Below are 20,687 nucleotides of genomic sequence, written 5' to 3' on the forward strand. Positions count from 1 at the left end.
ACATCTTATTCATGTCCTGGCTTGCGCCCTGGTTGAAGCGGCAGGCTGCAACTCCATCAAGGCAGGCGGCATAGGATGTGAAAAGTAATAACCCTGCGCATAGTCGCATCCTGCTTCCAGGAGAATATCGCGCTGCGCCCGCGTTTCCACACCTTCGGCTACCACCTTCAGTCCCAGCTTGTGCGCCATTAGTATAATCGCTTCGCACAAGAGCCGGTCACTGGATCTGGATGCCAGATTGTTGACGAAAGAGCAGTCTATCTTCAGGTAATCGATTTCCAGCTCTTTCAGATACACCAGCGAGGAATGGCCTGTTCCAAAATCATCCAGCGCAGCCTGCACCCCGGCACCGCGAAATTCCTGCAATACCTGCTTGACACGCTCCGTCGTATCCAGCAGCAAGCCCTCCGTGATTTCCACCGTAATGCAATCTCCCGGCAACTCCAACTCTTCCAGGTAGCCGAGCCAATAGTTGCGGCCTCCATCGTTATCGGCGCGAAATTGTGCAGGTGATTTATTGACGCTGATCTGGAAAGCGGGATCGATCTTTTGCCGCCAGTATTTAACCTGCTGCGCGGCCTGCAAAAATACCCAGTCGCCGATTGCATTGATCAGGCCCGCCTGCTCTGCCATGGGAATGAACTCGGAAGGCTCGATCTGGCCATGAACCGGATGCTGCCAGCGTATCAGCGCTTCGGCCTTGCACATTCGTCCGGTAGCAAGTTCTATGATGGGCTGGTAATAGACGACAAATTGTTTTTTCTCCAGTGCACTGCGCAAGTCCCCGGACAGGCGCATGCGGGAAACGGCGGTATGCTGCAAGGAGGAGGTGAAATAGCAATAGCGGTTGCGGCCGGAATTTTTTGCCGCATACATGGCCTGATCCGCATAACGCAGCAAGTCCTCAGCCTCTTCGGCATCGTCCGGATAGATCGCGACACCGATACTGGCGGACACGTAAACAGTTTGCCCACTCAGATTAAAAGGTATCGCAAGGCCGTCGATAATCTCCTGTGCCACACGTTCCGCGCTGCCTCCATCGGCAATGGCAGGCAGGATCACCGTAAATTCATCTCCTCCCAAGCGGGCAACCGTATCGGATTCCCGCACGCAAGAGTTAATCCTGCGAGCCGCCTCCAGCAACAACTGGTCCCCGGCATTATGGCCTAGGCTATCGTTGACTTCCTTGAAGCGATCCAAATCTATGAACAGGATTGCTACTTTCAAGCCATCGCGCTTTTCCTTTTTCAACTCCTGCCCAAGCCTGTCGTAAAACATGCGCCGGTTCGGCAAGTGTGTCAGTGCATCAAAGTTGGCCTGCTGCCATATCAGCTCCTCCGACATCTTCCTTTGCGTAATGTCGGTAATCATCGCCAGCGAGCCGCCATAAGCGCCTGCACTGTCAAAAATAGGACTGGCGCTCAATGACGCCCATAATTCGCTGCCGTCCTTGCGCCGGAACTTGAAGTCGTGCTGCTCCGAGATGCCCTGCTCACGCCGCTTGATGTTGGCCCTGGAGATCTCGCGCCCCTCTTCGTCCATGAAGTCGTCCAAGGGACGCATCCACATTTCTTCTGCGGTATAGCCCAGCATGCTGGCCATCTTGGGATTGACAAAGGAGGTATTGGATTGCGCATCGATCGTCCAGATACCCTCTTCCGCAGTTTCCACAATACGGCGGAAGCGCTCTTCACTATCCCGCAATGCCCCCTCATTCTTTCGGGTTTCCGTCATATCGCGAACAAAGCCCACCATGCGGGTAATCTGTTGCGAAGCATCCAGCACGAAATGTCCGTCATCCTGCACAATCAGCGGACTGCCGTCTTTTTTTACTACTCGGTACTCAAGATGAAACGCATCTCCGGACATCAGCACCCGGTTCAGTTCAGCATTAAATTTACTCTTGTCCTCGGGGTGAACGACCTTATTCGTCCAGTGATGCAATTCGGAGCCCAGCTCTGCCAGCGAATAACCAAGCAGCCGCTGCACATCCCCCGCGTAACTCATTTCGTTGGATGCCGGCACCCAATCGTAGAGCAGATGGCCACTGGCATTCACCGTCGCCTCATAACGATTCTTCCATTCCAGCAGCGATTGCTCCGCACAGTGGCGCTCGCTGATGTCAAAGGTCACACCCAGCATGCGCTCAGGATTGCCCTGCTGGTCATAAATGCCACGCCCCATTGAGTTCAGCCAGTGCACGCTACCATCCGGCCATACGGTGCGAAATTCGGCTTGATACAGCTTTTTTTCGGCCAGAGCGGTCCTGGCCTGCCGGTCTACCGACTCCCTGTCGTCAGGATGCATCGCATTGCGGAATAATTCGTGGAGCATGGGTATATCCGGAGGTAGGCCGTACAGCAACTTGCACTGGGAAGACCAGATCAATTCATCACTTTTGATATCCCAGTCCCAGGTGCCCAGCTGACTCGCAGAAATGACAAGATTCAGCCGGCCTTCACTCAGCTTCAATGCTTTTTCCGATTGCACCCTGGCGCTGATATCGCGAATAAAACCGGCAAACAGGTGCCGGCCACCGACTCGCATATCGCTGAATGAAATTTCTATGGGAAACTCATGCCCGTCCTTATGCAAGCCAACTGCCTCGGTGCTGCGCCAATTGATTTTTTTGACGCCGCTGTCCAGGTAGGCTTGCAGGCCGCGCCGGTGTGCATCACGCATTCTTGGCGGCTGCAGTATGGCAATCGGCTGCCCTATGATGTCGACGGCTTCGTATCCGAAAACCTCGGCAACCGCCGGATTGGCATGCAGAATGACATTTTTCTCATCCAGCAGCATGATGACGTCGGTGGTCGTCTCCCACAGCAAACGATAGTGCTCGTCGCCGATCAGGCCGGGAGCCAGCGCCGGCCGCTCTTCGCCCCCGACCGGAGCCGCATCGGCGGACGCCCGGCCCCCATCGTTCGATGGTCCGTCTCGCCTCTCACCGGAAATCGCGGTTCGTGATGACATGGCACTCTCTTGGCTGGCCTAACGATAGAACTCATTGACTAACGCATTGATAGATGCATTGATTGACGAAATGAGTTCTACAGATACTACAGTAAATAATGGTGCTTTTTCCAAGATTCAAATCGCACTATGCCGCACCCTATACCAGGACCGCCAGGCAAGCAGTATTGCCCTCGTGCAAATTTTTGTATCTACCATGCCACCAAGCCGCCATAGCGGCTAGTGCCTAATATTTCCTGATTTTGAAGTCATGCCGGGTGACGAGCCTGGTGGAAGCAATCAATGTGCTCAATCCCAGGATCATCTGCGTCAATACCTCGCCCGGCAAGGCCCAGATCTGGCCGCTCGGTGCATGTATCTGCGTCGTCGCGGTAATTACCGGTGCAACCCATTCCGCTTCTGGTGTGACATCAAGAACAATCTCTCCCTCGGACGTGGTGTGTAGATAAATTTCTCCGCCATGCAGCAGGCTGAAGCAGATGCCGTATCCAACAGGATTCTTGTCACTGATGACACGCTGCAATTCGCGGTTGTAGTTGTCTATCCACATCTCCACGTCATAAGTCGTGGTCAGCACTATCCAGGGATATTCCGGTTGTGGTCCTATGCTGCTATCGTGTTCAATATCTTGATTACTATCTTTATTCAGATCGCTCATTGCTGCTTATATCGGTTTAATTTGTCAGCACATAGAGTATCTCAAGATCGCCCCGAGAAATTGTCCGACTTTGCCTATAGCATTAAAAACTTGTCAAAAAAACGCTTTGTCAGCCTGTCGCAAGTGAGTTGAAAGTGAGGCGCAAGCAAATTACATCACATTGTGATGTAATTGCGGACCTGAATTGGTAACACGCACTCCGTATTTGTAGAAAAGATTAGCCGAAAATGAAAGAACCCCTGCTGCAATGGTTGCATAGCTTCCTGCCCTCCGCCAGTCCCGTCAATCGCTTCGAACGCATGCGCGCTTGCGCGGGCGCCTTGTTTGGCATGGTATTGACCGCCATCGTCAGCTATATGCTGCTAGGACGGGACCCGGCGGCGATATGGCTGATTGCGCCTATGGGTGCGTCCGCAGTGCTGCTTTTTGCCGTTCCCGCCAGCCCGCTGGCCCAGCCCTGGTCCATTATCGGAGGCAATTTCCTGTCTGCCATCATTGGTGTCGCTTGCGCCAAGGTATTCAAAGACCCCGCCATCGCAGCCTCAATTGCGGTAGCACTGTCTATCGCGGCCATGTTTACCGCAAGATGCCTGCATCCGCCCAGTGGAGCCGTGGCTCTGACTGCAGTCCTTGGCGGCCCGGTCATTCATGCGCTGGGCTTCCAATTTGTCCTCGTGCCTGTCGCGGTGAACTCCTTGCTGATGGTACTTACCGCCATCTTCTTCAACAACACCACAGGCAGGCGCTACCCTCACCCCCAGCAGCTCGAACATAAGAACAAGCATGAAACCAGCAATGCGGTTCCCACCAACCGGCTCGGTTTTACCCCGGAAGATCTGGATGCGGCATTGCGAAAATATAATCAGGTGCTGGACGTCAGCCGGGACGACCTGGAAGCGATCTTGCTGCAAACAGAAATGCTGGCTCATCAGCGCCGCTTCGGTGCAGTCAGTTGCGGGGAAATCATGTCCAGTGAATTGATTACCGCAGAATTTGCCACCCCGCTGGAAGAAGCATGGCAACTGATGTGGCAGCACCGTTTGCACGCATTGCCCATCATCGACCGCACCCGGCGCGTGCTCGGCATCGTCACCACCGACAGTTTCTTGCGCCATGCCCAATTGCAAAACCACGCAGAGACCGGCAGCAAGCTGGCGAATTTCATACGCCGCACCCGGCACACGCATTCCACCAAGCCGGAAGTTGCGGGCCAGATCATGACGACAGAAATACAGACGGTACACGTCAGCAAACCCATCGTAGAGCTGGTGCCGCTAATGTCAGACCAGGAAATGCATCAACTGCTGATCGTGGACGACCAAAATAAGCTGCTGGGCATGATTACCCAGTCAGACATGATTGCCGCCCTGTTTGAAGCCGGATTGGAGAAGGCTTAGCGCGTTACATTGAAGCCGCATTGAAAACCGATCTGCCGCATAATGTATCAATGCCCACCTAATTTTGGCGGCAAAAGATACGCCGTCTCACGAAAGAACAGATCATGATTTATGTATTTCACTTGCTAGACAAACCCGGATCACTGGAGTTGCGCACGCAACTGCGACCGCTGCACAAAGCCTACCTCGCAGAAGTAGCGGACCGCATCGCCTTTGCCGGGCCGCTGACCAGCGAAGACGGCAAGGCCATGCTGGGCAGTCTGCTCGCAATTGACTTCCCGAACCGTGAAGCTGCTCTGCAATGGCAGGCACAGGAGCCATTTACACAAGGCGGAGTGTACGGCAGTGCATCCGTTTTACCGTTTGTGAACCTGTGGCCGCAAAAGGCAGGCTTTCCGGAATAAGGCTGCGCCGCCAAAATCAGCGAAGCCGCTAAGCCCTGGCCTTGAACCAGGCAGCGGTTGCTGCATCGGCCGGGAAGAAAGACTCTATCCGCAATTCATGCACGGTCACATCATGCGGAGTACCCATGGTGGTGATCGTAGTGAACAGTTTCAGTTCCACATCTGCCTTCCGAATGCTTACGGCCAGAAAGGGCAAGGCGCGCGTATCCAGATTGGGGGCCTGCGTTGCCGCCTGTACCCCAGGCAGAGCAATCAGCTCTTCCAGCAAATGCGTCGCTTCGCTGCCGGGACCATCCCCCATTGCCTCCCTTTGTATCCATTGCAGCAGATCAGCGCACACGTCTTCCCAATTGACCAGGTACTTCCTGACGCCGGCAGGATCCAGTATCAATTTCAGCACATTCACGCCCTCGCGCGGCAAAGGCTGATTGTCCGGCAGGTCCAGCAGCCATTTCATCATCATCGCCGCCGGCCCATTGGTCATCACCAGATTCCACAAACGGTCAACCACCAGGGCCGGATATGGCGCCTGCTGTGCCAGCATGAAATCCAAAGCCTGCTTGACCGAATTCAATTCGGGATCGGACAATTTCCTCTCCTGATAGGCGGGAGCAAAACCTGCAGCCAGCAACATGACATTGCGCTGGCGCAGGGAATTGTCCAGTACGGTACCCAGCTTCAGAATCAATTCCCTGCTTGGCTGCGAACGTCCACTCTCCAAAAAGCTGATATGCCGTTGCGAGATATTGCTCTCGGTAGACAAGCGCAACTGGCTAAAGCCGCGCTTATCGCGCCAGTAGCGTAGCGCGGTCGAAAAATCACTGAAATACCGGTCCCTGGGCGCAGGCGCTTCCCGCCCCGGGGCTATTTTTAGCTGGGCTGCTCCCATACCCTGTCTCCGAAATAGATGGATTGCGGCGGTCATGGCAAATACCGGTGAAATCCGCCCTGCCGATAATCTACCATTCATTGATGCTGCGGCGTAGCTTGAACACTATGCCGCCACTGCATCCAGAAACCCGGTAATCTTGCTGATACGGCCATCTGCAGCGAGCACGACGATATCGGTCCCATAAGCAACTGGTGGCGCGCCTTCTGCACCCAATGCCCAGGAAAAACGCACGACGTCATTGTGGCTGTCCTGCCCGCCGTGCAAGCCAAACAGCAAACCGGGGAACTGTTGCTGAACCGAGCCTATCATGCCATTCAAGCCGGCATGGCCACTGCTGCGCATCATCGGATCGGCATAGTCGGCATCGGCGGTAAACAGCCTGGCGATCAGCTCGCCACGGCGAAGCGCATCGTTTTCGTTCCACACTGCAATATAGTTGTCGGCGATCTGGGTGGCATTGTCGGCAAGGTGACTAGCTGTAATGGCGTCGTTCGTGATTTTTGTCATGATGCAAGCTCCTGAAGTCGGAAGAGAAAAAAGAGAGATGGACGCATCCTGCAAAACCCGCAGGCAAGTCAGGCGCCATCCAGGTTCCTATTTTCTCGGCAGCAGTGAAGGCTGTCGATTACGTGCCAGGTAATCAAAATCGGCAAACCGGCGATGGGAGCAAGGCATAAACGATTTTACACCGACCGGCGAATGAAACGCTCGCGCTTATGTTCCTCTTCGAAAAAATTCCGTGACGGCTTGATGAGATCGCTGCGGCTGACGATGCCGAGCAATTTGCGGGTCTCAAGATCCGACACGACAGCCAGACGCTCGACGTGATGGGCAGCCATGCGGGCAGCAACTACCCTGCAAGTCTCGTGCGGAAATGCAAGCAGCTCCACACCGACATTGCTACGGTCCGTGTTAAACAGTGTGGATACAGTGACGCTACCATCTTCCAGTTGAGTAAAACTGCTTCGCTCCGCCATCCCCACCAAACGGTTTTCCTTGTCGACCACAGGATAGCAGCGGTGAATCTGCTGTGCGCCGAAATAATGGGCCAGCGCAGTATCTGCCGGCAGATCCGCAGGGATGACTTCAAGCTTTTGCGTCATCACCTCATCAACGTGCTGGCGCTCCAGCGGATCGACGCCATATTCCCGGTAGATATGGTAGCCGCGGCGGGCAATTTTCTCGGTCATGATGGAGCGGCGCATAGTCATGACCGTGAAGCCGTAGGACACACCGGTGGTCAATAGCAGCGGCAATAAGGCATTGACATCATGAGTCAAGCCAAATGCAAACACTGCCGCAGTCAGCGGTGCCCCAAGGACGCCCGCCAGCACTGCTGCCATGCAGACCAAAGGCCACAACTGAGCATTATCACCCGGCAGCCATGGAGCAAGCACGGACCCAAGTCCCGCACCGATGATCAGCAGCGGAGCCAGCACGCCACCGGATGTGCCCGAACCAAGAGCAATCACCCATATGATTGCTTTTACAAGCAGCAATGCCAGCACTAGCTGTAGCGCAAGCTGATTGTGAAGCAGATCGCCAATAACATCATAGCCAACGCCAAGCGCCCGCGGCTCCAGATAGCCTCCGACACCGACAGCGAGACCACCTAGAGCAGGCCACCAGGGCCAGTGCAGCGGCAATTTCCCAAACAGGTCTTCAACCCGGTACAGTGCGGTCGACATGAAGGCAGACAGCGCTCCTCCCAAGATCCCTGCGAGCAGGCAGGGAGCCAAGGCATTCAGCCCGATTTCCGGAGTAAGCAGCGGAAATAGAGGGCCGCTCTCCAGCAGCAGGGGCCGGGTAAATCCGGCCACGGCACAAGCGATGATCACCGGTAGCAGGCTGCGTGGGCGCAGCTCAAATAGCAGCAGTTCGATTGCCAGCAATACCGCCGCGACAGGAGTGCCAAAGACCGCCGTCATGCCGGCGGTAGCTCCAGCCACTAGCAGGGTTTTGCGTTCTGCCGCAGTCAAGTGAAATAGCTGCGCGATTAAAGAACCGATTGCACCGCCAGTCATGATGATGGGGCCCTCTGCCCCGAAAGGCCCCCCGCTGCCGATGACGATGCCGGATGACAAAGGTTTAAGAATGGCCACTTTGAGCGACATCTTGCTTTTTCCAAACAGGATTGCTTCTATCGCCTCTGGGATGCCATGCCCCCGGATTTTCTCCGATCCGAAGCGGGCAATGAGCCCGACAATCAGGCCGCCTGTCACCGGCAGCAAGATAACCCAGAGACCCAGGTGATGATCTGCAGGTGAACGCGCGGAAAATGAAAATGCCTGATAAAAGAACAAATTGGTAAACAAACGGATCAGGTTCAGCAAGACGAATGCAGCAACAGTGCCGCAGCCGCCTATAACCGTTGCGATCAGGGAAATCCGGAGCAAGCGAGCATCTCCGGCAAAGTCACGCTTATGCAAGTGCAAATGGGAAGACATGTGTAGGCAAAGATGGCTATTAAAAAAATGATATTCCCGGAGAGTTCTGCCCCGTTTTTCCACAAGGCCAGCGGCCGGCCAAGATATGTCCGCACACTGTAGATCGCGAAAACAGGTCAGAACATCCGACTTATCCGGGATAAAAAGAGGCCACAATATATCATAACATGATATATTTTCCAGACAACAATTCAGGACTAAGCGTTGCCCCTACATGTGTAAGACGCCACCCGGGACGAGACCTGCCACCTGCGACCTGAGAATAATTTTCTTTTTAAAAACAATATGTTGAGAAAAAATAGTCTTTTAGAAAAATTACTTACTACAATGATTATTCATCCCGCAAAAATTCACTATATTTCACAAAAATTTACCCACAGCAACAAATAGAACGCTAAAATGGCGCCTTCGCACAGCCCACTAATTAGACAGTCGACCAACGCCGATCAGCGCTGCGTCAGTACTGCAATATTGCGCCCGCAATATCCGGCTATAAAAAATATGCGAATCAATGTGTTCCTATTAGCGCCTGGCTGACACGCTACTGCAGGAAAAACGCATCATCAAAAAAACGGAAAATCATTATGTTGAATAAAATACTCAACCCACGCCTTTGGGGGGTTGGTGAAAAATTTGCGTTTTTCACTTTTGCCATGCTGGTCATGGTGTTTGCCGCCTTTACCGGCGCCATTGGAAATGCGACCTTTCACTTGCTGGAAAACCGCTCCATCTTTGATCTGTCTCAACAGATGTCGAGCGTCAACGGCATGTTTGAAATGTTCGACAAAACCGTGAAGAGCGATGCCACGCGCATCAGCAAAATCTTCAAGTCCAGTTTTGCGCCTGCTTTTTCCCTGGATGCGGGAAACAAGATTGATGTCGCAGGAAAGTCCGTGCCTACCCTCAAGAATGGAGACGGCACCGTCAACCTGAATTACACGGTTGTTGACCAGTTCACAGCCCAAAGCGGAGCAACCGCCACTGTCTTCGTCAAAGATGGTGAAGACTTTCTGCGTGTGTCTACCTCGGTAAAAAAGGAAAATGGCGAACGTGCGATCGGCACGCTACTGGACAAAACCAGCCCTGCATATCCTGTTTTATCCAGAGGTGAAACCTTTACCGGCATGACCAAGCTATTCGGCAAAGACATGATGACGGTGTATGAGCCCGTCAAGGATGCGGCGGGCAGTGTCATTGCCGTGTTGTTCATCGGCATTGATATCAGTGAAGATTTGAAGCAGTTGAAGGATCGCGTCAAGGCAATCAAGATCGGAGATACCGGATTCTTTTTTGCCGTTGACCAGAAAGCCGGCAAGACCAATGGCAACCTGGTGATTGACAAAGAAAAAGAACAAGACAATGTGCTGGACAGGAAAGATGCCAATGGACGTGAAATCATCAAGGAAATGATGGAGCGCAAGGACGGCTTCATCGAATATTCCTGGGCAGACAAGAATGCCGGAGCGACCAGCGCTAAAAACAGGATCGCAGTATTTTCACAGATCAAGAGCATGAACTGGCTGCTGGTTGGCGATGTTTACTCCAGCGAGATTACTAAGGAAAGCACGGACCTGCTGATCAAGTACGGCATCCTGGCTGTGGTGCTGATATTGGCAATCGCGATACTGCTTTACTATGCCATCCATCGCATGATCACCAATCCGCTGGGCTTTGCGACCCGCATGGCTGAACAAATGGCAACCGGCGACCTGAGCAGCACGATCTACGCCCGCCGCGACGACGAAATCGGCAAGCTGATGACGGCCATGGATGGAATCAACCAGGGCCTCAGTAATGTCATCGGCCGCGTGCGTGCAGGCACGGAAACCATTACCGTCACGTCGCAGGAAATCGCCAGCGGCAATGCCGACCTGTCCAACCGTACCGAATCGCAAGCCAGTTCGCTGGAAGAAACCGCCAGTTCGATGGAAGAGCTGACCAGCACCGTCAAGCAAAACGCGGACAATGCGCGCCAGGCGAATCAACTGGTAGTATCCGCCAGCAGCGTTGCCGTCAAAGGCGGCGCAGTAGTAGGCCAGGTGGTTGATACGATGAACTCGATCAAGGATAGCTCGCGCAAGATTGTCGATATCATAGGCGTTATCGATGGGATCGCTTTCCAGACCAATATCCTGGCGCTGAACGCCGCTGTAGAAGCAGCGCGCGCCGGCGAACAGGGCCGCGGCTTTGCCGTGGTTGCGACGGAAGTCCGCAATCTGGCACAACGCAGTGCAGCCGCCGCCAAAGAGATCAAAACTCTGATCGGCGACTCGGTAGATAAAGTGGATCTGGGCGGCAGGCTGGTGGATGAAGCCGGCAAGACCATGGATGAAATCGTGGCCAGCGTACAGCACGTCGCCGACATCATGGGTGAAATCACGACCGCCAGCCAGGAGCAAAGCGACGGCATCGAGCAGGTGAATATCGCCATTACGCACATGGATGAAATTACGCAGCAAAATGCGGCCCTGGTGGAGCAAGCGGCGGCCGCCGCCGAAAGCATGAAGGAGCAGGCGATCGCATTGAGCGAATCGGTGAGCGTATTCAAAATTGCAGAACAGGCAAGCACGGCAGGCATGGCCGCTCCGGCGTCCAGGCTTGTAACGAAAGCTGCAGTGCCTGTCAGGCGCCCTGCTCTCACATCAGGCCGCACTCGCTAGCCTCTATGCATTATGCGATTCCGGCAGCAAGCTAGCGTCCGGAATCGCGCATTCCTTCCAGCGCCTGATCCACGGTGCAAATTCGCGCAAAGCGCTTTTCCAGTACCAGCTCCGTTCTTTCCTTGATTTCTGCAGGATCAAACACCCGGCCGGAAGCAAAATGCCGCATTGGGAAAGTCAGTGTCGCCTCCGTCACATAGTCAACCTGAAATCCCAGGTCAGACGCATTTCTTGTCGTTGTCTCGCAACATTGCTCAGTCCGTATGCCTGACACAATCAGTTTTGCTATGCCGCGCGCCTGCAGCCACTCGCTCAGGCCGGTACCAACCATCGCACTATGGACCTGCTTTTGCACGGTATGGTCTGCATAGGGGTCACTACCGGACATGGCGACCAGATAGCCTGATGCGGGATCGAAGTGCGGAAACTCAGGCATGCCGATGTCGGCGTGGAATATCCGTACTACAGTCACACCAGCTTCGCGGGCGCCGGCGATCAGGCGATTCTGGTTTGCCAGATAATCGCCCAGGTCATCTTCGCGCCAGTAAGCAGAATGACGGAATGACTCCTGGACATCAATGACCAGCAGAGCGGAGGAATTGTTTGCAATAGGCATGGCGATTCTTTCGGGTGGGTGTAGGAAAGAATTTTATGCCTTGCCCCAGCTCAAGAGTGCACCATGCCGCGACCAATAGCGGACAAATTGGGACAATTCGGTGCATCATGAAATCAAGCGCTGCAGGTAGCCGCTATTCGCCCGATGGCGCTTGAAAAATCGTCCAGCGGCCATCTTTGAACAAATACAGGGCGGAGGATAGCTTTCCCTGCTCGCTGCTGGCTTGCAGCGGCACGATCAGTTTGCGCAAGCGCTCTACCGATTTGCCGTCAGCCAGCGGTGTAAACAGCAGGCCTCCCCGCTTAGGCGCAGCCACTACCAGGCCGCCGGGAGCCTGTGTCAGCAGTTGCTGCCAAAGCTCCTTGTCCAGCAGGTAGCTGGCACTAAAATCTGCGGAGCGCCCCTGTATCAGCATCAGACCGCCATTACCGCGCCGCACCTCCGGCTCACCATACACACGCTTGATATTTTGCAGGGCGACCCTCACCGCCTGGCTGGGGCTCAACTGTAGTGAATGCAGATCGCCGGCTGACGCATCACGCAAGCTGGCTCCGGCGTCAAAGACAAATCGCAACTGCATATCGCCGAGATAGTCGAACCAGCCGGTATCCGCTGCGCTCAGCGGCTCTGCCGGTACGATGATATCGTCCAACTTATTGGAGCCCGGCGCCTCGCGTAATATCAGCATCAGGTCGGCAAGCTTGGCAACCGCAGCTCCTTCCTGCGCGAAGCCGGCCAGCGGCATCAAACTGCCCAACAGAAGTAATGTGGCGCAGCCGATTCGTACTGCTGTATCAAAAAGCTGGCGTGCCTGAAGCAATTGTCTCACTGGATTTTCGCCTGTTCCGGCAATTTTCCGCGCAGCATGAATACCGCCAGAGCGTCCGCGGCCGCCTGGCGCAACTCCTGCCACGCGGGCATCGCACACAAAATTTCCAGTTCCGCCAAGGGCGCATGCACTCCATCGATCAGCCCATTCGCCAGCGGATCTACTACCCGCTGGTAACTGGTCATCGCGGCGAGCTCCGCTTCCGAGAAAGGCGGACTGGTGTAGCGCTGTTGCCAATCGTCGGTCAGCCAGTCCTCCCATTGATGCACAACTTCCATCGGTACGTTTGTCTCGGGGGACTTGCGCTGGTACTCGCGCTGCTCGTCAAACGAAGCAGCGACTTCAAGATATTCAATCAGGCGATTCCGTACCCGGATCAGGACGGCAGTATCAATGGCGGGATAAGTTGCGGTTGAAGACATAATAAAGCTGCGCGGCTGTCTGGCCGCGATCAAGACATAAAACCGGGAGTATACCGTACGGCACAATACGCAGGCGTGCAGATCCGTTCAGGCTGCCTGCCCGCTCCCTCGCGGTGCCTTCATCAATCCGGTCAAGGTGATAAAGGTCGCAGTACCGTAAGCAACAGCGGCACCCGAGGCGATAAAAGCACCATAGCGCAAGCCCTGTCCCCAGCCGCACAGGAAGGCAATAAAGCTCAAAGTCAATGCGATCAAAGGCAGTTCCAGCAGCATCCAGCTCCTGGTTCCGGCTGAAGGCTTGAGCCACAGGCCTAATTGCAGAACGGCAGGCCAGGCAAACAGCAGCAATACCGCGATGCTCGCTACGCTGGGCCACGGATATACCGAATAGGCGGAGATATCTGTCGTGGTCACATTATTTGTCTGGGCACTCGTACCTGCAGCACTTTCAGTACCGGGGCGCTGCTCTGCATATTTGGACGAGCATTGAGAAAGCGGCAGGAAGAAGCTCAGCATCAGGATCAGCGCGGCCACGCGTTTGATGATGGTCAAGGACTTGCTCATTGCACCGCATCCCTGGAGAAATGCGGATTTTCTATAATCCCGAAACGGTTGCCGAAGGGATCACGGACCGACGCAACGCGGATACCGCCACCGACCTCGCTTACCGCATCCAGCACGCTGGCGCCGAGCTCCAGCAGCCTCGCCAATGCGGTATCGACATTTTCAACCCCCCACAGCGCCTGGTTGCCGTCAGTGCCGGGCACAGCGTCAGGAATCAAGCCTAGCTCAAAACCGCCGACGGCAAAACCAACATAGAAAGGCTCGTCAAAATAAGGCTGCTGTTGCAATACCTGGGCGTACCAGGCTTTCGCTTGCTGCAAATCAGGAGCGGGATAAATCACGGTGCGTAAGCCAAGTATCATCGTTGTTCCATATGTAAAAACGGAGGGAAGAACAGAGAACCGAAACCCGGCCCTGGATGATAAATATTTTACAATGAAATCTGCCGTAATTAATTAATACGGCTGCCGCCGCCATCATTTTTCAGCAAGTCGTCAAGCTCAGGCAATTTCCAACGCCGCCGCAACGGCATCCACAATCTGCCATTCCTCGGGAAAACCATATCCGGACTTTTTTGCCACTGCTCGCCCATTCACCGACACTTCAAATTTACCGCTCTTGCTGGATATCAAATCTGCATCCAGGCCAAGCTGCATTCTCAATGCGGCGGCAGTATTGATGGCGCTTGCAGCAAAACCGCAGGGCCGGCAATAAGTGATGGTTACTGCGTGCGCATGCGCGACGCTCTCTGCGGTGATGGCGCTGCCGCCAATATTAATATTGGAAATCATGCCTGCTTTCCTTTCAGAAAAGTCGCAAAGGCCATACTCTTGAATTGTTCCAATGGACGCGGGCTGCGATCCACTTTCATGCGCAGCATCGCCCCTTGCCAGCCGGAGATCAGGAAATCCGCCAGGTCCTCCGGCGGAAAATCCGAATCTATCTCGCCTAGTTGTTGCGCTTCACGCAGACAGTCCGCAAATGGCCGGCGCCATTCGACAAAGATAGCGGACAAATGCTGGCGCAATTCTTCGCTGTGCGCCGAGGTTTCCAGGCCCAGATTGCCAACCAGGCAACCGCGCGACCACCCAGAGTCCTTCTGCTTGCAACTGATCATCTCCAGATAGCTTTTGATCCGAGCCAGAGGGCTTAGAGCCTTATTGCCCAAAGTCGGCGCCATCAATTCACGCATATGCGTGGTATAGCGCTCCAGCACTTCCACTGCGAAGGCTTCTTTAGAGCGGAAGTGATTGGAAAATGATCCCAGAGGGGTGGAGGCGGCTGCCACGATGTCGCGCAAGCCCGATGCGGCATACCCTTGTTTGAACATGACGGACAAGCCTGCATCCAGCAAAGCCTCGCGTGATGATGGTTTCGGCATAGTAATCCCTGTTCCGGCAAATACGGTTGTGTGCCGAAGAAATAATACGTACGTACGCCATATAAGTCAAGGTAAAAAAAATCTTTCCATGGACTCATGGAATGCGCCCCTTGAGGCTAACCAAAATATGAAGCGGAAATTATGCAGTTACTGCCAAATGCTTCAGTCATGCTTTTCCGTCATTGCGGCCCTATATTTTCACCAGCGGCCGATTTTCAGCAGGCTTGTAGCCCGAACCTTCCGGTCCCAACCGAGCCCTCTGCTGTCATCAATTTGTAAAAAACCACCTAGTTATCACCCGGTCTAGCCAGAAATTCCCCGCTAGGCCCGTGTTTACAGGAAAAATTACTAAAAATTTACATAGGAATTTGCCTACAGGCATTACATATTGCCAAGCATGTGCTAATCTATCCGTTCTTACAACTATGGAGTTTTTATGAAAAAAGGTGAACTGATTGCAGAATTCGCAGCGCGTACAGAATTGTCCGCCAATGCTGCCAACAATGCAGTGAACACGCTGATCGACATCATTACAGAACGCCTGAAAAAAGGTGACACTGTAGGTATTACCGGTTTCGGTACTTTCTCTGTAGCCAAACGTGCTGCACGTAAGGGCCGCAATCCATCGACAGGCGAAGCGATCAAAATCGCAGCATCCAAATCACCAAAATTCTCAGCCGGCGCAACATTGAAAGCCGCTGTGAATCCTAAGAAGAAGTAAGCAAGAAGCATTCGCCAGCGTTCTGGGAATGACAAGGGGCCGCTGGCCCCTTTTTCACGTCCCTCGCAATTGCACGCCTCATCACAAAAAGCGCTGCCCAACGGGCTTCACAGTGAGCGGCTATAATGGCGCCTTCTTGCGCCGGGGCCGGGCAGATTGCCTTCGCCGAAACCGCTTTTGATAGTTAGCCGCTCAGCGGCCATTCAAAAATACGGCAATTCTGTCTTCTATCTTATGAATTTAAAAAGATCGTCTTCGCTGCTGGCAGGTCAAATGCTGAGTTTGATGCTGGGCTGCTGCATGCTGCCAAGCCATGCTGAAGAACTTCTGCGCTTTGGCATCAACGAAGCCAATCCCGAGCCTTATATCTTCCGCGATAAAAGCGGCGCCATCGTATCCGGCATAGGCATAGAGTTGCCAGACCTGATTGCCCGGGAAAGCGGCCTTGTTCCCAGCCGCATCGCCATTTCGCGCAAACGCATAGAATCGGCACTGCAAGATGGAACCGTAGACGTGATCTGCCTGGTCAACAAGAAATGGATCAAGAACGTCGCGGATTTTTACTGGAGCGGCCCGATGTTCTCGACAACAGAATTGCTTGTCAGGCGCTGGGACGCGGACGACATCAAAGATATCAAGGAGCTCAATGGACAGGTGCTGGGCACCGTCACCGGCTATTCTTATCCATCATTGGACAAGGCCCTGCAATCACATTCAGTGATCCGTGAAGATGCGCCGACGGAATTGAACATGCTGAAAAAGATGATCGCCGACCGCAGCAAATACGGTGTTATCGACTCCATCAACTATCACTATTTCTTGCGAAATCTGGCCAACAAAAGCATGTTTGCCGACCAGCCGCTTGCCTTGGAAACCAATATGGTGGAATGTGGCATCTCCAAGAAATCCAGAATCCCCTACCCGCGTCTGGCCACAGCCTTCCAGAACATCAGCAAAAAGAAATTGGCGGAAGATATCATCGCCAAATACCGCTAGGTTTGTCTGAGGCTTTTTCCTCTTTGAGCATTCCGCACGGACTCAGCTCTCTATCATCAACCCGCCTTCATTAAGCACCTTCAGCAGTTCGCGCGCCCGCTGCGCATGCTCTGCCATCACTTGCACCCGCACGCCACCAACGGCGATTGCGATCAGCGAATATGCCTGCACCAGGTTGCCGTCCACAACAATTGCCGGTATTCCGTCGGCATTCAGCCTGGCACTCAGGATTTCTGCGTCCAGCATGGAACCGAAGACGGCAATCGTTTCCAATGACATCTGCTCCTGAGCGTGCGTGTTTTCTGCAGCAGGATCGGCGTCTGTCGTCCGCAGGTGTATGGATTTGATGACAAGGGTATTGCAAAGATTGTCGCCAATGCGGCGCCGGTCACGGCAAAATATAAAGCCCCAGTCCAGCACCGGCAAGAATAGTAAAGGTAAATTCCTGCCAGCCGCCTGCAATCTGGAGCAGGCTTGCAAGTTACGGTCGGATGCCACCGCGATCCTGAATACGCGCTTACCGGGACTGCTGCCGGGGCTGACCATATCTATGCCTATAACCATCGCCATCCAGGCAAGGCAAGCCGTAGCAGCAGAAATCAATTCCCATAAGGCAAACAACCAGCAAGCAAACGAAACAAGTGCCACATCCATCAGCCTGGCTGCCAGCCGCAGGCTTCTCGGCGCCAGTTTTTCCAATTCTGCGTCGGTCATAGACTTAAATCCCAATCTGCGTTGAGGGTCTACATGTTTTACCAGAAGTAGCACAGATAGCAAGCGTTTCGCCATGCCAGCGATGCAATTTCGCCGCATTCGCCCGCCTTGTTCCGCATTCCGTAAAAAATCAATTTATTTAACTAAAGGCGTAAGGTTTCCCCACCCGCTTCGACTAATAGTGAAAACATCCTCAATATCAGCGCATATCCGCAGGTTTAGCAAAGGGACTCCATCATGGTACAAGCGATTACGACGAGCGCCGGCACAGGGGCAGCCGCCGCCAGCAGTGGCGCCGCAAGCGCGGCACTGGAAGCACAGCTGGAGCGCTATCAAAAAGAATTGTCGGACTGCGTCAACTGTGCATCGGCGAAAACCCCGGAAGGCAAGGCGCAGATAGACGACATCTCCAGCAAAATCAGCAGCCTGAAAACGCGCATAGAAAAGGTCGGCGATGCGAGGCCCGGAGAGTCAACAGACGGCAGCGCAAGCAGCACCGGCAAATTACAGACCCAGAACAAAGCTGGCAGTACCGACAGTAGCTCCACGAATAACACCGTCAACAGCGCTGCCCACCAAGCCGCTGCCGCCAACCTGAACCAGAACACCGCCAATGGCAGCGCCCGGCCCGGATCGGCCAGTTTAACAGTAGGTGGCTTTCTGGACTTATACAGCTAACGGCGTGGCCCAGCATCCAGCCTCCAGCCGGCGCGCTCTAGCCCGTGACGGTTTCCGTATCAATACGCATCTGCCCCATCAATGTCCTGTGCACAGGACATCTACCGGCGATTTCCGTCAGCCGGGCCTGCTCCGCTTCAGTTAAATTACCTACATATCTGATTCTGCGTTTGAATACATAGACATCTTCCTGCTGGCTATGCTCTATGCGCACATCGATATCCTGCAAATCCATTTGCTTGCGCTGCGCGTACATGGTCACGGTCAATGCCGTGCATGCGCCGAGAGCGGCGGCCAGCAAATCATGCGGCTCGGCGCCGGTATCTTCACCACCCAGGGCAGCCGATACATCGGTAAGCAGCTTGTGCTCGCCAATTTCGATAACATGCTGCAGTTTGCCCTGCCCCTTGCTGACTTTTATTTCCACGTTTAACCTCTCTCTAGATATATGTATGGACCCAGCCATGTCAAATTTTGTGAGCCCTATCAAGCCTGCGCTCAAAAAATCATTTCATGTACAGTCTACCAACATTACCATAATGCACTACAATAGATTCCTACTGTATTTGTTTAATATCGCTGGGTTGGAAATTCATCATGGCCGTTAGTCATCTCATCAAAGAACCGGGCTTCTTTACGAAGTTCAAGGTCACACCTGAGGACGCCATTGCCATTTACGCCGATGATGATGCCATGGGTGACTTTATCATCAATGGAGATATCATGATCTTCGACACGTCCAGGACAGTGCCGCGCAGCGGCAGAATATTCGCTATCGAGTATCTCGGCAAGCTACAGGTAAGGCAATTATCGATAGAAGCGGATGGAAGCTGGCTGCTGGAAGGTAAAAACGTCAATAAGGAAGCCTACCCGGATCAACGGTTTCCCCCGGAACAGCTAGGCTTGCTGAGAATCTGCGGCGAATTCATATACAGGCAAGGCGGCTAGGCTGGCAATGCCATCAGGCTCCCTACATTTCACTGCGGACGTATCGTGAATAAACAGCTTTCACTTTTTGACATACTCACCGCTCAGGCACACTGCCTGCTGCAAGCTGAGACACAGGCAAATGCCTGCGCACTGGACAAGCTGGTCGATGATGCTTTTATCGAATTCGCTCATTGCGGCCGTACCTCCCGCAAGGCGGAATTGTTGCGCCGCTCCCCGGCTTGCCCAGTACTGGAATTAGTCCCTGAAAATTTCAAGCTGAATGAGCTGATACCCGGCCTGGCCCAGCTTAGCTTTCAACTGAAATCCGTCAATCCGGTATCCGGCGAAGTCGGCCATATACTGCGATGCTCAATCTGGAAACGGACGGGGCAAAACTGGAAACTGGTTTTTCAACAGGTCATGCCTGCCAGATATCAGCAGAATGACGATTGAATAAAGCCAAAATAAAGGCCCCGATTTAGATAGCAAAACGCCCGCAACCGCGGGCGTTTGATTTAAAGGCTGAAACACCTTTATAAAGTCAGGCCGTATCCAGGAATAGAGTTGGCGGTGAGGTCAGGCAAAGTGTCATTCTCCGAATGATACACATCCCTGGTCAGCAACAGTTCCAGACATGCATCGCTCAACCATGGAAACTCGGCGAGGGTTGCCACCTGCCAGATCGGTATTTGAGCTGATCTGTCTTGCGCAGGAACAGAGTTCACCAGATCATGCCCGAATTTCACCGCAGACTTGCAGATGCGGCTATACACATCGAGCTCTTCACGGATCAGATCTGGGTATCTGCGTGCCAATACCTTTTGTATTGCAGCAGCGCTATCGTCACCTGATTGCAAAGCTGAATCAAGTCCGCAGTTCAGTATCTCCCGCTCTTCTGATAGCAGGGTCCCCACGTTCGATTTTTGAGATTGGAAGCCAAACATATTGATTCTCCCTTCACCTTCCAGAGTTTCTAATAAATTTCAAGCTGCCGGTATCCGGGGCATACAAGGACTGAGTCAAGAGAAAGCTCATAGTTAAAATCATTCGCAAGTTTTTATCTGCATCCGCAATCATCGCTATCATTGATTTTCTTAATTCAATCATAGGACAAGATTGCACTTTTTTCATTTATATTTATTTTTATTGCAAGCTTCCAACAGTATTATTCGCAAATATCTATATTACTCATATAAACCATTATTAATGTTACCGATAAGAAGCATAATTACAAGCTAATTCTTTCATTTTAAACACAAATTCCTAAGCATTTACGAAAAATAGTCGCATTCTCTTCTCGATAAGGCCTGCCAAGCGATCAATTGCTTGCTTAAAGGTAACGGCAGTATCTTCAATTTATTTAATTATGTATACGATTTTTCTGGCCCCAGCCTTATTCTAGCCC

23 protein-coding genes are annotated in these 20,687 nt (G+C 53.3%); 8 read left to right on the plus strand and 15 right to left on the minus strand.

Annotation, left to right across the window (positions count from 1 at the left end; all coding sequences use genetic code 11):
* Positions 1 to 9 precede the first annotated feature (9 nt).
* The gene (locus IEW12_RS01905) at positions 10 to 2,973 is read right to left on the minus strand and encodes a PAS domain S-box protein (RefSeq protein ID WP_188564298.1); all 2,964 of its coding nucleotides are present in this window, start codon (positions 2,971 to 2,973) and stop codon (positions 10 to 12) included.
* 226 nt (positions 2,974 to 3,199) lie between these two features.
* Positions 3,200 to 3,631 (minus strand): hypothetical protein, encoded by a 432-nt coding sequence (locus IEW12_RS01910; RefSeq protein WP_229750856.1) that lies wholly within the window; start codon positions 3,629 to 3,631, stop codon positions 3,200 to 3,202.
* Between the two features lie 227 nt (positions 3,632 to 3,858).
* Here IEW12_RS01910 and IEW12_RS01915 point away from each other — a divergent pair, with 227 nt between their 5' ends.
* Both IEW12_RS01915 and IEW12_RS01920 read left to right on the plus strand, forming a co-directional pair.
* Complete coding sequence (locus tag IEW12_RS01915) at positions 3,859 to 5,028, plus strand: HPP family protein (RefSeq protein ID WP_188564299.1); 1,170 nt, start codon at positions 3,859 to 3,861, stop codon at positions 5,026 to 5,028.
* 104 nt (positions 5,029 to 5,132) lie between these two features.
* Positions 5,133 to 5,432: a YciI family protein gene (locus IEW12_RS01920; protein WP_188564300.1), complete on the plus strand. Its 300-nt coding sequence runs from the start codon at positions 5,133 to 5,135 to the stop codon at positions 5,430 to 5,432.
* A gap of 28 nt (positions 5,433 to 5,460) precedes the next feature.
* On the opposite strand, the gene IEW12_RS01925 is transcribed toward IEW12_RS01920, so the two are convergent.
* From IEW12_RS01925 to IEW12_RS01935, 3 genes are all read right to left on the minus strand, one after another.
* Positions 5,461 to 6,321, minus strand: a complete 861-nt coding sequence (locus IEW12_RS01925; RefSeq protein ID WP_188564301.1) for a helix-turn-helix domain-containing protein — start codon at positions 6,319 to 6,321, stop codon at positions 5,461 to 5,463.
* A gap of 105 nt (positions 6,322 to 6,426) precedes the next feature.
* Entirely contained in the window at positions 6,427 to 6,831 is a 405-nt protein-coding gene (locus IEW12_RS01930; protein WP_188564302.1) for a nuclear transport factor 2 family protein, read from the minus strand.
* A 176-nt stretch (positions 6,832 to 7,007) separates the two neighbouring features.
* A complete protein-coding gene (locus tag IEW12_RS01935) occupies positions 7,008 to 8,771 on the minus strand; it encodes a chloride channel protein (protein WP_188564303.1) in 1,764 nt (587 codons plus the stop codon).
* A 584-nt stretch (positions 8,772 to 9,355) separates the two neighbouring features.
* Between IEW12_RS01935 and IEW12_RS29050 the strand changes: the two genes are divergently transcribed.
* On the plus strand, positions 9,356 to 11,431 hold the full coding sequence (locus IEW12_RS29050) for a methyl-accepting chemotaxis protein (RefSeq protein WP_308789108.1): 2,076 nt from the start codon (positions 9,356 to 9,358) through the stop codon (positions 11,429 to 11,431).
* A 31-nt stretch (positions 11,432 to 11,462) separates the two neighbouring features.
* Here IEW12_RS29050 and IEW12_RS01945 read toward each other — a convergent pair whose 3' ends face one another.
* The 7 genes from IEW12_RS01945 to IEW12_RS01975 all read right to left on the minus strand — a co-directional run bounded on the left by IEW12_RS01945 (position 11,463) and on the right by IEW12_RS01975 (position 15,243).
* On the minus strand, positions 11,463 to 12,047 hold the full coding sequence (locus tag IEW12_RS01945) for a cysteine hydrolase family protein (protein WP_229750857.1): 585 nt from the start codon (positions 12,045 to 12,047) through the stop codon (positions 11,463 to 11,465).
* A 133-nt stretch (positions 12,048 to 12,180) separates the two neighbouring features.
* On the minus strand, positions 12,181 to 12,876 hold the full coding sequence (locus IEW12_RS01950; protein WP_188564304.1) for a hypothetical protein: 696 nt from the start codon (positions 12,874 to 12,876) through the stop codon (positions 12,181 to 12,183).
* On the minus strand, positions 12,873 to 13,298 hold the full coding sequence (locus tag IEW12_RS01955; RefSeq protein ID WP_188564305.1) for a hypothetical protein: 426 nt from the start codon (positions 13,296 to 13,298) through the stop codon (positions 12,873 to 12,875). Before IEW12_RS01955 ends, IEW12_RS01950 begins: the two co-directional genes overlap by 4 nt.
* Positions 13,299 to 13,385: 87 nt before the next feature.
* Complete coding sequence (locus IEW12_RS01960; protein WP_188564306.1) at positions 13,386 to 13,862, minus strand: hypothetical protein; 477 nt, start codon at positions 13,860 to 13,862, stop codon at positions 13,386 to 13,388.
* On the minus strand, positions 13,859 to 14,224 hold the full coding sequence (locus tag IEW12_RS01965; protein WP_188564307.1) for a VOC family protein: 366 nt from the start codon (positions 14,222 to 14,224) through the stop codon (positions 13,859 to 13,861). Before IEW12_RS01965 ends, IEW12_RS01960 begins: the two co-directional genes overlap by 4 nt.
* A 138-nt stretch (positions 14,225 to 14,362) precedes the next feature.
* Positions 14,363 to 14,653, minus strand: a complete 291-nt coding sequence (locus IEW12_RS01970) for a SelT/SelW/SelH family protein (protein ID WP_188564308.1) — start codon at positions 14,651 to 14,653, stop codon at positions 14,363 to 14,365.
* Positions 14,650 to 15,243 (minus strand): TetR/AcrR family transcriptional regulator, encoded by a 594-nt coding sequence (locus IEW12_RS01975; protein WP_188564309.1) that lies wholly within the window; start codon positions 15,241 to 15,243, stop codon positions 14,650 to 14,652. Before IEW12_RS01975 ends, IEW12_RS01970 begins: the two co-directional genes overlap by 4 nt.
* A gap of 436 nt (positions 15,244 to 15,679) precedes the next feature.
* Between IEW12_RS01975 and IEW12_RS01980 the strand changes: the two genes are divergently transcribed.
* Positions 15,680 to 15,964, plus strand: a complete 285-nt coding sequence (locus tag IEW12_RS01980; RefSeq protein WP_188564310.1) for an HU family DNA-binding protein — start codon at positions 15,680 to 15,682, stop codon at positions 15,962 to 15,964.
* A 273-nt stretch (positions 15,965 to 16,237) separates the two neighbouring features.
* Complete coding sequence (locus IEW12_RS01985; RefSeq protein ID WP_188564311.1) at positions 16,238 to 16,960, plus strand: substrate-binding periplasmic protein; 723 nt, start codon at positions 16,238 to 16,240, stop codon at positions 16,958 to 16,960.
* Between the two features lie 42 nt (positions 16,961 to 17,002).
* Here the strand turns inward: IEW12_RS01985 and IEW12_RS01990 are convergent, their stop codons facing one another.
* Positions 17,003 to 17,674: a putative signal transducing protein gene (locus IEW12_RS01990; RefSeq protein WP_188564312.1), complete on the minus strand. Its 672-nt coding sequence runs from the start codon at positions 17,672 to 17,674 to the stop codon at positions 17,003 to 17,005.
* 237 nt (positions 17,675 to 17,911) lie between these two features.
* Here IEW12_RS01990 and IEW12_RS01995 point away from each other — a divergent pair, with 237 nt between their 5' ends.
* Positions 17,912 to 18,352, plus strand: a complete 441-nt coding sequence (locus IEW12_RS01995; protein ID WP_188564313.1) for a hypothetical protein — start codon at positions 17,912 to 17,914, stop codon at positions 18,350 to 18,352.
* Positions 18,353 to 18,389: 37 nt separating this feature from the next.
* Here the strand turns inward: IEW12_RS01995 and IEW12_RS02000 are convergent, their stop codons facing one another.
* Complete coding sequence (locus IEW12_RS02000) at positions 18,390 to 18,779, minus strand: OsmC family protein (RefSeq protein WP_188564314.1); 390 nt, start codon at positions 18,777 to 18,779, stop codon at positions 18,390 to 18,392.
* Between the two features lie 170 nt (positions 18,780 to 18,949).
* Between IEW12_RS02000 and IEW12_RS02005 the strand changes: the two genes are divergently transcribed.
* Both IEW12_RS02005 and IEW12_RS02010 read left to right on the plus strand, forming a co-directional pair.
* The gene (locus IEW12_RS02005; protein ID WP_188564315.1) at positions 18,950 to 19,300 is read left to right on the plus strand and encodes a S24 family peptidase; all 351 of its coding nucleotides are present in this window, start codon (positions 18,950 to 18,952) and stop codon (positions 19,298 to 19,300) included.
* 45 nt (positions 19,301 to 19,345) lie between these two features.
* Positions 19,346 to 19,735, plus strand: coding sequence for a nuclear transport factor 2 family protein (locus tag IEW12_RS02010; protein ID WP_188564316.1), 390 nt, complete (start codon positions 19,346 to 19,348; stop codon positions 19,733 to 19,735).
* An 80-nt stretch (positions 19,736 to 19,815) separates the two neighbouring features.
* Here the strand turns inward: IEW12_RS02010 and IEW12_RS02015 are convergent, their stop codons facing one another.
* Positions 19,816 to 20,226 carry a hypothetical protein gene (locus tag IEW12_RS02015; RefSeq protein ID WP_188564317.1) on the minus strand — a complete coding sequence of 137 codons (411 nt, stop codon included), beginning with the start codon at positions 20,224 to 20,226 and terminating at the stop codon, positions 19,816 to 19,818.
* Positions 20,227 to 20,687: the final 461 nt, after the last annotated feature.

This window comes from Parundibacterium terreum, assembly GCF_014636315.1.
GTDB lineage: Bacteria > Pseudomonadota > Gammaproteobacteria > Burkholderiales > Burkholderiaceae_D > Undibacterium > Undibacterium terreum.